The organism is Luteitalea sp., from assembly GCF_022842525.1.
GTDB lineage: Bacteria > Acidobacteriota > Vicinamibacteria > Vicinamibacterales > Vicinamibacteraceae > Luteitalea.
Genome location: NZ_JALHPM010000203.1, coordinates 1 through 10,799, shown reverse-complemented (window position 1 = coordinate 10,799; position 10,799 = coordinate 1). Strand labels below are relative to the sequence as shown.

Genomic DNA, 10,799 nt, shown 5'->3' with positions numbered 1-10,799 from the left:
CCCGCCCGCGACAGCACCGGCCGAGGCGCCTGCGCCCCCGGCGCCGACGCCGTCACCGACGGCACGCCTGGCGATCACGTCACCCGGGCCGCAGTTCGCCGTGGGCGGTGGGCCGTACACGGTACCGATCACCATCTCCGGGGCCCAGCGGCTGTCGACCGTGAGCCTGTCGGTGACGTACAACCCGTCGGTCCTGCGGGTCCGGTCCGTGCAGCCCGGGACGTTCCTGGCCCAGGGTGGCGTGACGCCGACGTTCTCGCAGCAGATCGACCCGGGGGCGGGACGCGTCGACGTCACCGTGTTGCGGCCCGGCGACCAGGTCGGCGCGACCGGCACCGGCCTCATCGCGACGCTCGTGTTCGAAGCCATCGCGCCGGGGCAGTCCGCGATCACGCCGGCAGGGGTGGCGTCCAATCCGGAACAGGGCAGCATCGGCCTCCAACTCGTGCCCGCGGCCGTGACGGTGCGATGACCATGACGGGCGGTGCGCTGCGCGCGTTGCGCCGCGCCTCGTCGAGCGAGGGCGGCTACTCCTTCATCGAGTTGCTGATGGTGGCCGCCATCGTCCTGGTGCTGGCCAGCGCCGTGCTGCCGTTGAGCAAGGTCGGCATCCAGCGCCAGAAGGAGGTCGAGTTGCGACGGGCGCTGCGCGAGATGCGGACGGCCATCGACCGCTACAAGGACGCCGCCGACCTGCAGCAGATCTCGAACCTGGAACTCGAGCCCGACGACATGGGCTATCCGCCCGACCTCGAGACCCTGGTCAAGGGGGTCCCCAAGGCGGGCGACGCCTCGCAGGGCGTGCTGCGATTCCTGCGCCGCATCCCGCGCGACCCCGTCACGGGCGAGGCCGAGTGGGGACTCCGGTCCTACCAGGACCGCCCGGAGAGCACGTCCTGGGGCGGGCAGAACGTGTTCGATGTCTATTCGACGGCCAGTGGCACGGGGCTCGATGGCATTCCCTACAGCGAGTGGTGAGATGACGAGAGAGGCGTGCGGGCCGCAGCTCGCCGAGGGCGGGCGAGGGGCGGAGCCCGCCGTCACTGTGCGAGGGGCGGAGCCCGCCGAAGCCGTGCGAGCCGATGGTCCGCGAGCACGGCGAAGGCGGGGCTTCACGCTGCTGGAGCTGATGGTGGTGATGGCCCTCATCGTGGTGCTCGGGGCCATCGCGATGGCGGGCTATCGCAATTCGGTGACCCTGGCGCAGGAAGCCGTGCTGCGCGAGGACCTGTTCCGGATGCGCGATGCCATCGATCAGTACTACGCCGACAAGAACAAGTATCCGTCGACGCTGGAGGCGCTGGTCAGTGACGGCTATCTGCGGGCGCTGCCCGAAGATCCCTTCACCAAGTCCTCGGCGACGTGGCAGGAGATTCCTGCCGAGCCCGACGCCAACAATCTGAGCGCCGAACCGGGCGTGTACAACGTTCGCAGCGGCTCGGACCGCACCTCGATCCAGGGCACACCGTACAGCGAGTGGTGAGCCGCGCGGCGGCGCCCCCCTGACACACGACACCGGCCGCGACCGAGGACATCTGCCTCGTGTCGCGGCCGGTGCCTCATCCGCCTGGGGTCAGCGCACCGCGGGGGACACGGGCGTGACGGCGTCGGCGTCCTTCTCGCCTGTCCGGATGCGGACGACCCGCTCGACCGGGAGCACGAAGATCTTGCCGTCACCCACGTCGCCGGTCCGCGCCGCTTCGGTGATGGCCTCGATCGCGGTGTCGACGAACCCGTCGCTGACGCCGATCTCGACTCGCACCTTCTCGGCCAGCGCCATCTTCACCGTCGTGCCGCGGTAGTTCTCGACGTGTTCGGTCTCGCCGCCGTGCCCCTGCACGCGGCTGATCGTGAGGCCGCGCACCTGGACGCGGAAGAGCGCCTCGAGCACCGAGTTGACCTTTTCCGGTCTGACGATTGCCACGATCATCTTCATGCGCGTCCTCCTTCGGTGGTCACGGCCGTCGCCGCCATCACGCTGGGGGCGAGGTCGGGACCGATGAGAATCGCGCCGTCCCCTTCGGCGTAGGCTTCCTCGCCGTGGTCGCTGACATCGAGGCCCAGCGCCTCATCACGCGAGGCTGCCCGCAGCGGCAACACGAGGCCGATCAGCTTGAGCAGGACGAACGTCATCACCGAGCTGTAGACGAGGGCCGCGGCGATGCCCGCCGCCTGAATCCCGATCTGGCCGGCGTTGCCGCCCACCAGTCCGTTGGCGGCGCCACTCCACGCCTGATCGGCGAAGACGCCGGTCAGGAGCGCCCCGACCATGCCGCCGACGCCGTGCGCGGCGACGACGTCCAGCGAGTCGTCGAGGCGCGTGCGGGCGCGGAACTGAATGGCGAAGTAGCTCGGGATGGCGGCAATGCCGCCCAGCATCAGCGACGACACCGGGCTGATGTACCCCGCCGCCGGCGTGATGGCCACCAGACCGACCACGATCGCGGTCGCCCCACCCACGGCCGTCACGCGCCCGGTGCGGATGACGTCGAGCAGCGTCCAGACGACCAGCGTTGCCATCGGCGCGAGCATGGTGTTGGTGAACGCGAGTCCGGCGATGCCGTTGGCGGCCAGCGCACTGCCCGCATTGAAGCCGAACCAGCCGAACCACAGCAGCCCGGCGCCGAGCAGCACGAACGGGACGTTGTGCGGCAGCATCGCCTGTCGGCCGTGGTCGAAGCGCGGTCCCACCACCAGCGCCGCCACCAGGGCGGCCGCCGCGGCGTTGACGTGGACGACGGTGCCGCCCGCGAAGTCGAGGGCGCCCATCGTGGCCAACCAGCCGCCGCCCCACACCCAGTGGGCCACCGGCGCGTAGACCGCGAGTACCCACAGCGTGATGAAGGCGATGTAGGCACTGAAGCGCATGCGCTCGACGATGGCTCCCGAGATCAGTGCGGCCGTGATGACGGCGAAGGTGCCCTGGAACGCCATGAACAGCACATGGGGAATCGTGCCCTGCGGGTCCAGCGTCACCCCCTTGAGCAGGCTGAAGCCGAGCCCGCCGACCAGCGAGGTGCCCGGGGCGAATGCCAGCGAGTACCCGAGAAGGGCCCACGCCACGCCCGCGAAGCCCAACGAGATGAAGCTCATCATCATCGTGTTGAGCGCGTTCTTGGACCGGACCAGCCCGCCGTAGAAGAAGGCCAGGGCGGGGGTCATCAGCAGCACGAGCGCCGTGGAGATCAGCATCCACGCCACATCTGCGTTGTTCATCGATCCTCCGGAGGGAGACGACGGGCCGGGCGGAACCTCGTTGTTCCGCGCGTGTCGCGTCCGCTCGGGGAAAAGAAGTAGCAAGATCGATGCTCGGCTGTGTGCAGCCCCTGCTCGATTGCCCCAACTCCTTCTGCCGTGACGACTTGCGAGGATGTCAGAGAGACGAGAGCAGAATGGGATCCGACATTAATGTGGCCTGCTACCTGCGATCCGACATATTTGTTCAGTCGCGTCGGAACCGGCGCAGGTCAATCCCAAGTTTCTTCACCTTGTAGGCGATGATGCGCTCGGTCGTGTCGAGCAGACGCGCCGTGCGGGCCAGATTGCCGCTCGTGGTCTTCAGCGCGTCCTGGATGAGGTCCATCTCGAGCGAGGCCGTCGCCGACGAGAGGGAGACCCGGGGCAGTGTGCCCGAGACCTCGGCGGTCTGGAGGCTGGGAGGCAGATCGTGGCCGTGGATCACGCCGCCGGTCGCCACCAGCACCGCACGCTCGATGCAGTTCTCCAACTCGCGGACGTTGCCGGGCCAGTGATAGCTCATGAGCATGTCGATCGCCGTGGTGGCCAGACGCCGCACGTCCTTGCCGTGCGCGGCCGCGTACTTCTCGACGAAATGGTCGGCGAGCAGAAGGATGTCCGGCCGCCGATCGCGCAGCGGGGGCAGGAAGAGCGAGAAGACGTTCAGGCGGTAGTAGAGGTCCTCGCGGAACGTGCGCTCGCGGACGGCGTCTTCCAGGTTGCGATTGGTGGCCGCGATGAGACGGACGTTGACGCGCAACGTCTGCGTGCCGCCCAGACGCTCGAATTCCCGCTCCTGCAGCACCCGCAGCAGCTTCACCTGGGTGCTCAGGGAGAGTTCGCCGACCTCGTCGAGGAACAGCGTGCCGCCGTGGGCGAGCTCGAAGCGACCCTTGCGTGCGGTGCGGGCATCGGTGAAGGCGCCGGCCTCGTGGCCGAACAGCTCGGACTCGACGAGTCCTTCGGGCAGGGCGCCGCAGTTCACCTTGATGAAGGGTTTGCTGGCGCGCGCCGAGTGGTAGTGGATGGCGTGCGCGATCAGCTCCTTGCCGCAGCCCGACTCCCCGCGGATGAGCACGGTGGTCTGGCTGCGCGCCACCTGCGTGACCTGCGCGAACAGGGCCTGCATGGGGCGACTGCTGCCGATGATGTTGCGGAAGTCGTACCGTTCGCGCAGCTCCTCGCGCAACTGGGCGTTCTCGGCGACCAGTTGCTGGCGTTCGGCCTGCTGCAGGGCGTGGATGCGGACGGCATACCCGAGCAGGGAGGCGACCACCCCCAGGAACTGGAGCAATCGCTCCATGTCGGCGTCGATGCGGTGGGGGCGCGCGAGGCCGACGGCGCCGACGCAGGCCCCGGCGGCGCAGATCGGGACACAGACGAAGGTGGTGTCCTCGCTGCTGGCGGCAGCCTTGTGGACGCCGGTGCGATTGAGGAAGAGCGGTTCCTGGCTGGCGCGGGGCACCACGACCGGCCGCCCGGTGTCGACCACGCGGCCGATGATGCCCTCGCCGACGCGGTACCGGACACGCTGGGCGGTCTGCCAGCTGATGCCGGTGGCGGCGGCGACCGAGAGCTCGGGCGCCTCGCCGTCGCGCAGGACGATCACCCCGCTGCGGGCCGACACGGCTTCGGCCACGTGCTCGAGCGCGCGGGCCAGCGCGGTCTTGAGGTTCGGGGCCGCGCTGAGCACCGGGCCGAGCGACAACAGGGCCGAGAGGTGATCGCTCTCGGCCCGGACGGCCACTGGTCTGGGCATGCGGGCACCAGACTACGCCGAAACGGCTGGCGGCGGCATCCCCCTGCCGCCGCCATGACGCACTCCGCGACGGGCCGCGCCCGCCTACGGCGAGGCGAGCGCGTACACGAAGCCGAGCAGGATGGTGTTCTGCTGCGGCCGGAACTGGTCGGTCTTGTATTCGAAGAAGTCGGCGGTCGACCAATCCCGCCGATATTCCACGCGAATGGACAGGCCCTTGACCAGGGTGTGCTCGCTGGTCAGCGTGATCTCGCGGATCGTCTGCGCCGTACCGGTGGCGAACCCGTCGCGATCCTCGAAGATCTCGAAGCGCGGCGTGATGGCCCATGACGGCAGGATGCTGAACCGGGCGTAGCCGGCCACGCCGTGCCAGGCGGCGGTCTGGCCATTGACCGTGTCGCGCCCGATGTCCATGTTGGCCATCAGTGAGACCTTGGGCGACACCGTCCAGGTCGCCACGGTGTCGTAGAGATTTCTCCACCCGACCGCGCCGTTGGGCCCCTCGGGCCCGCCCATCCAGGCCTGCGAGATCGTGAGCGACGGCAGGGCCTTCCACGACACGACCGCCGCGCCCGTCTTGGCGCTGTTGTTGTCCTTGGCGTTGTTCCAGCCGTTGACCAGGTACCCGGTGACGGTGACGGTGTCGGACACCGGCAGGGCGGCGCGGACGCCGAGGTGGTAGTAGGGAGCCGCCCAGGCAAACAGCAGCGACCGCGAGTAGTTCCAGTTGTAGGCCGTTTCGGTCGGCTCGGCGCCGATCGGGGTGTTGAACTTGCCGGCGTCGATCTGCATGCCGCGGCCCACCGGCGCCAGCACGCTGACGTAGGCCTGCTGGACGTACTTCAGGGCGCCATCATCGGGGTCGACGGAGTTGACCCAGGTGGCCGTCGGGCCGAACCCGATGTCGGCGCGGAAGCCGAGGCGACGAGTCTCGGTCGGCACGAGGTCGAAGGCGACCTCGAAGTAGCTGAAGGCGAACTCGTCGTTCTTTTCGTCGAAGTTGCGCAGGATGTTCTGGCCGGAGGCCGGGTCGTTGCCGTTGTACTCGTAGTAGGTGTCGACGGTGCTCGAGACCTTGACGGGCCCGAACACCTTCTGCCAGGGGTTGGGCGAGGACGGCGGCGCGGGCACGTCCCCGGGCTGCGCTGCCTCGGCGACAGCCGGGGGGAGCGGTGTGCCCGCCGCGGTCGTTGCGACCGGAGGGCTCGTGCCGTCGGCCGGTACGGTCTGCGCGGCGGCTCCAGAGGCCGCCAGGACGCACAACGTCAGCATCACCGGCTCGAGACGTGTGCGTCGAGTCCACAACAACACAAAGCGTGCAACTGATGTCATGCCAGGGTGCACTACCACAGGTCGTGCCAGGACATTTGGACCACTTCGAGATAATCGACCTAACTGCAACTGAAGTAGGAGTTTAGCTCTTGTAGGCGTAGTCGTCGCCAAGACTGGACATCAGACGTTTTTGTCGTCATCTGCACGTAAAGCGACATTCGTGTACGCCGACGCGGGCGTATTCGTCCTCTCGTGGGACCAAAAGCACTTTGTTGAACAGAGTGCACAGCGTGCCCAGTCCAGGCGTCGCCGCGGGACGCCACAGACACGACAACGCCCCGGAGACACCGGCCTCCGGGGCGTGCACGTGGCGAGGGTCGCGGGTGCCGAGGCGGCGCGTTACTGGACGACGATCTCGATCTGGGCTTCGCCGCGCTGGCCGACCGCGTTGACCACCTCGAGGGTGATGGTGCGGCGGCCGGGCGTCGAGTAGGCCTTGCTGGTGGTCGGGCCGGTGAGCACGCGCCGGTCCCCGTCCCCGAGGTTCCAGTTGTAGGTGACGATGTTGCTGGCGCCGGTGGTCGTGGCGGTGAACTGCACGACCGTGTTGACGGCCGGGTTGGTCGGCGACGCGCCGATCGTCACGCTGATCACCCGCTCCTCGACCGTCACCGCCGTCGTGGCGGTCGTGATGTCGCCCCCGGTGTCGGTGACCGTGACGGTGACGGGGTAGCTGCCCTTGCGCGCGTAGACCTTCTGGATGGTGCGCGAGCCCGAGACCGGCCCGAGCGACCGCCGGTCGCCGTCGCCGAAGTCGATGACCACGTCGCGCACCGGGTCGCCGTTGGTCTGCGGCTGGACGTTGATGGTGAACACCGCGTTCTCGCCCTCGCCGATGGCGGTGGCCGGCGGCGTCAGCGTGATGATCGGCCGCGTCGTCACGCGCACCGTGGTGGTCGCCGTGACGCTGCCGACGCTGGCCGTCACCGTGGCCTCGCGGGTCGTCGTGAGCTGCGTACGCGCCTCGCCGTTGCCGTCGGTGATGACGTTGGCGTCCCGCAGGACGCCGGCGCTCGTGCCGAATGTGACCGGGACCCCCGGGAGGCGACGGTTGTTCTCGCCCGTCGCGACGGCCAGGATGTCGACCGTGCCGCCGTTGGCGGCCACCGCACTGGGCGTCGCCGTGACGGTGAGGGTGGTGGCCGCGGCCGCGCCGACGCGGATCTCCAGGGCTTCGGCCTGCGCGCCGCCCGAGAAGGCGCGAATCGAGGCGATGCCCGAGGCCGTGCCGGCATTGAGCACGACGGTGGCGCGTCCGCCGCTGGTCCGCGCTTCGGCCGGCTGGAGCGCCCCCAGGGTCGTCGTAAAGTTCACCTGCGTGCCGTTCTGCACCGGAACGCCGCCCGGCTCGGTGACACTGGCGGTGATCTCGACCGTCCCGTTGAGCGCGACCACCGTGTTGTTGGCAAACAACGTGACCGCCGAGTCGGTGGGCGCGGTGAGGGGGGCCTTGTCGCAGCCGACGAGGACGAGCGCGAGCACCAGGCTGGTCGCGCCCAGGGCCGCCCGGCTGGCGGCCGCCCACGATGGCAGGGACACGAAGAGTTGCGGTGCTAGCATGGCAGCCAAGAATACCAAACGCATGAGGAGACCCGCACAGGACCCGGCTCTGTCAGACGCGCGCGGCTACGCGATGGCCGTCCTGCTCGTCGGGATCGCGGTCATGCTGGTGCTGATGACCGTCGCCATGCCCGTGTGGCGCCAGCAGCAGAAGCGGGAGCGCGAGGAGGAGCTGCTGTTCCGCCTCAAGCAGTACGCCCACGCGCTGGCCCTGTATCAGCGGAAGCTCCCGGGCGCGGCGCCGACCAACGTCGAGGAACTGGTCAAGCAGCGGTTCCTGCGAAAGAAGTATCTCGACCCCATGACCGGCAAGGACTTCGCCGTCCTGCGGGTCGGGCAGGTGTCGCCAGGCATGACCAGTCCGCTGCCGGGGCAGGTCGAGACCGACCCGCGGGGCACCACGAGGCCGGGGACGCCTTCCGCGCGCCCGCCCTCGACGGGCCTCGACGTGCGGCCAGGCGGTGGCCCCACCAGTCCCGGACAGACGCAGCCCGGAGGGTTGGGCGCCGGCGGCATGTCGACGGGCGCCATTCGCGGCGTGGTCAGCACGAGCAAGGACTCATCGCTCCGGGCGTGGAAAGGGCGCACCCAGTACGACCAGTGGGAGGTCGCCATCGAGGACATCACGCCGCGCAACGTCGGGCCGCAGGCCCCGCAGCCCGGCCAGAACCAGCGTCCGGGCGCGGGACCGGGCCGTCCGGGGCAAGCGGGGTCGGGCCCGCGCGGCACGCGGCCGACGTCGCCCGGCCAGCTGCCGGCTAACCCGTACGGGTCGACGATTCGGCCGTGACGGCGGCATGGCCCGCGCCACTCAGCCGGTAGGCCAGCCACATCCCCAGTGAGAGCACCAGCGGGATGGCCGCCAGCACGCGACCGCCCGCCAGCGGCAGCGTCAGGCCCATCGCCCACGGCAGCAGCATGGCGCCGCCGCAGCCGATGGCCGACACGGCCGACACCGCGAAGGCGGCGCGGTCGGCGAAGCGCTGGGTCACCACGCCGAACATCGACGGGTAGATGGGGCCCGTCGCGCCTCCCAGGAGGACCAGCGCGATCGTCGTGCCCCACGCGTGCCCGACACTCAGGGCGAGCAGGACCCCACCCGCGGTCAGCACCGCCAGCGACCCCTGCAGCACCACGGCGGGCCCGACGCGCAGCGCCAGCGCGGTCGAGATGATCCGCCCGGAGAGATACGAGAACCAGTAGAGCGACATCGACAGCGCCGCACTCGCGGGCGCAACGCCGAGGGTGCGTTCGAGGTAGGTGGGGGCCCACCCGCTGAAGCCCGACTCGACGCCGCCGTACAGGAAGACCAGCGCGCCAATCAGCACGAGGGCGATCGGCAGGTGTCGTCCCTGTGACGACGGAATCGCCTCGGGCAGATCTCGGGCCCCGTCGCGCGGCAGCACCTTCCAGGCCCACGGCAGCAGGGCCATCGCCGCGGCGCCGCCGACGGCCGGCACCCAGCGGGCCTGACCCCCGGCGTTCAGGAGGGCACTGGTGATGAGTGGCCCGACGACGGTCCCGACCCCATACACCGCGTTGATGAGATTGACGACGAAGGCCGGGCGGTGGGTGAGGAGGCGCGAGGCCACGAGGTTGATGCTGATGGTGCCGAAGCCGTAGCCCATCCCGAGCACGCCGCTGGCCAGCAGCAGGCTGACGACGCCGGTCGCGAGGGCGAGCCCGGCCGTGCCCGTGGCGAACACGCTCAGGGCGCCGAGGATCGTGACGCGGGTGCCGATGCGGTCGAGCAACAGGGTCGAGGTGATCTGCGACAGCAGGAACCCGGCGAACAGGGCGCTGTACAGCACACCCACCGACGACACCGGAATGTCGGCCACGCGGGCGAACTCGGGGAGGGCCGGTCCGAGCGCGGCGATGCTGAGGCCCAGCGCGACGAACACGGTCGACAGCAGGGCGATGAGGACGGACGGGACGTGTCGGTCAGGCACGGGTCTGTCCGGTGCGCGCCGCCGCGATGTGGTCGTGCACGGCACGGCGGAGCTGGGCGATGTCTGCCAGCGTCGCCGTGCCGGCCACGCGGTTGGTCAGCAGCACGACATAGAGGTCCAGGGCGGGATCGATCCAGATCGACGTGCCCGTGAAGCCCGTGTGCCCGATGGCGTGCGGTGTGAAGCGCGTGCCACACGAGGAACTGGGGAGCGCCGTGTCCCACGCCAGTGCTCGGGACGATCCCGGGACGGGTGATCGCCGCGCGAACGCCCGCACCAGCCACGAGGGAGCCAGGGCGGTGTCCATACCCTGCAGGCCTTGCAAGAGGGTCTGCGCGATGCGTCCGACGCCATGGACGGTGCCGAAGAGACCGGCGTGGCCGGCCACGCCGCCCATGGCCGCGGCATTGTCGTCATGCACGTGGCCTGCCGGGACCGGGTTGCGCCAGGCCGTGCGTCCGGTGGGCTGCACAGCACGTTCGGGAGCGACTGGCCCGAACGCGGGCGGCTCGTCCGTCACTGGCGAGAGGACGGCGGTGGTCTGGACGTCGAGCGTCGCCGCGCCGATGTGCTCGAGCACGCGGCCGAGCACGATGAAGCCCAGGTCGCTGTAGATCGAGGCCGAGCGCGGGGCGCAGGCAAGCGGTGCGTCCGCGCTGGCCTGCACGATGGCATCGGCGCCCGACGCGGACGCGTACAGCGGCAGGTGTGCCGGCAGGCCGCTGGCGTGCACGAGCAGGTCGCGGACCCGGACGTCGGCCCGATCGGCCAGCTGCCACGCGGGCAACCAGCGATGCACGCGCGTGTCGAGGTCGAGTCGCTGAGCGGCCACGAGTCGCATCGCCACGAGCCCGGTCGCGAGCACCTTGGTCAGGGAGGCGAGGTCGTACACGGCCAAGTCTGGCGCGCCGATCGAGAGGCGACCGCTGACGCCCCGCGCGTCGCAGATCGGAAGAGCG

11 protein-coding genes are annotated in these 10,799 nt (G+C 70.0%); 4 read left to right on the top strand and 7 right to left on the bottom strand.

The window, feature by feature from the left end; all coding sequences use genetic code 11:
- The 3 genes from Q0C41_RS26325 to Q0C41_RS26315 all read left to right on the top strand — a co-directional run.
- Positions 1-472: cohesin domain-containing protein (locus tag Q0C41_RS26325; protein WP_291989064.1), on the top strand; the 472-nt coding region annotated here is incomplete at its 5' end.
- Positions 469-978 carry a type II secretion system protein gene (locus Q0C41_RS26320; protein WP_291989062.1) on the top strand — a complete coding sequence of 170 codons (510 nt, stop codon included), beginning with the start codon at positions 469-471 and terminating at the stop codon, positions 976-978. The genes Q0C41_RS26325 and Q0C41_RS26320, both read left to right, overlap by 4 nt.
- 1 nt (position 979) lies before the next feature.
- Positions 980-1,483, top strand: a complete 504-nt coding sequence (locus Q0C41_RS26315; RefSeq protein ID WP_291989060.1) for a type IV pilin protein — start codon at positions 980-982, stop codon at positions 1,481-1,483.
- A 90-nt stretch (positions 1,484-1,573) separates the two neighbouring features.
- Here the strand turns inward: Q0C41_RS26315 and Q0C41_RS26310 are convergent, their stop codons facing one another.
- The 5 genes from Q0C41_RS26310 to Q0C41_RS26290 all read right to left on the bottom strand — a co-directional run bounded on the left by Q0C41_RS26310 (position 1,574) and on the right by Q0C41_RS26290 (position 7,888).
- Positions 1,574-1,936 carry a P-II family nitrogen regulator gene (locus Q0C41_RS26310; protein ID WP_291989058.1) on the bottom strand — a complete coding sequence of 121 codons (363 nt, stop codon included), beginning with the start codon at positions 1,934-1,936 and terminating at the stop codon, positions 1,574-1,576.
- Positions 1,933-3,216 (bottom strand): ammonium transporter, encoded by a 1,284-nt coding sequence (locus Q0C41_RS26305; RefSeq protein ID WP_291989056.1) that lies wholly within the window; start codon positions 3,214-3,216, stop codon positions 1,933-1,935. Before Q0C41_RS26305 ends, Q0C41_RS26310 begins: the two co-directional genes overlap by 4 nt.
- 226 nt (positions 3,217-3,442) lie before the next feature.
- Positions 3,443-4,996 (bottom strand): sigma 54-interacting transcriptional regulator, encoded by a 1,554-nt coding sequence (locus Q0C41_RS26300; RefSeq protein WP_291989054.1) that lies wholly within the window; start codon positions 4,994-4,996, stop codon positions 3,443-3,445.
- Between the two features lie 84 nt (positions 4,997-5,080).
- The gene (locus Q0C41_RS26295; RefSeq protein ID WP_291989053.1) at positions 5,081-6,268 is read right to left on the bottom strand and encodes a porin; all 1,188 of its coding nucleotides are present in this window, start codon (positions 6,266-6,268) and stop codon (positions 5,081-5,083) included.
- A 399-nt stretch (positions 6,269-6,667) separates the two neighbouring features.
- A complete protein-coding gene (locus tag Q0C41_RS26290) occupies positions 6,668-7,888 on the bottom strand; it encodes a PKD domain-containing protein (protein ID WP_291989051.1) in 1,221 nt (406 codons plus the stop codon).
- A 22-nt stretch (positions 7,889-7,910) separates the two neighbouring features.
- Between Q0C41_RS26290 and Q0C41_RS26285 the strand changes: the two genes are divergently transcribed.
- Positions 7,911-8,678 (top strand): hypothetical protein, encoded by a 768-nt coding sequence (locus tag Q0C41_RS26285; RefSeq protein ID WP_291989049.1) that lies wholly within the window; start codon positions 7,911-7,913, stop codon positions 8,676-8,678.
- Here the strand turns inward: Q0C41_RS26285 and Q0C41_RS26280 are convergent.
- Positions 8,647-9,840, bottom strand: a complete 1,194-nt coding sequence (locus Q0C41_RS26280) for a sugar MFS transporter (RefSeq protein WP_291989047.1) — start codon at positions 9,838-9,840, stop codon at positions 8,647-8,649. The two genes, Q0C41_RS26285 and Q0C41_RS26280, sit on opposite strands and share 32 nt — an antisense overlap.
- Positions 9,833-10,799: serine hydrolase (locus Q0C41_RS26275; protein WP_291989045.1), on the bottom strand; the 967-nt coding region annotated here is incomplete at its 5' end. The genes Q0C41_RS26275 and Q0C41_RS26280, both read right to left, overlap by 8 nt.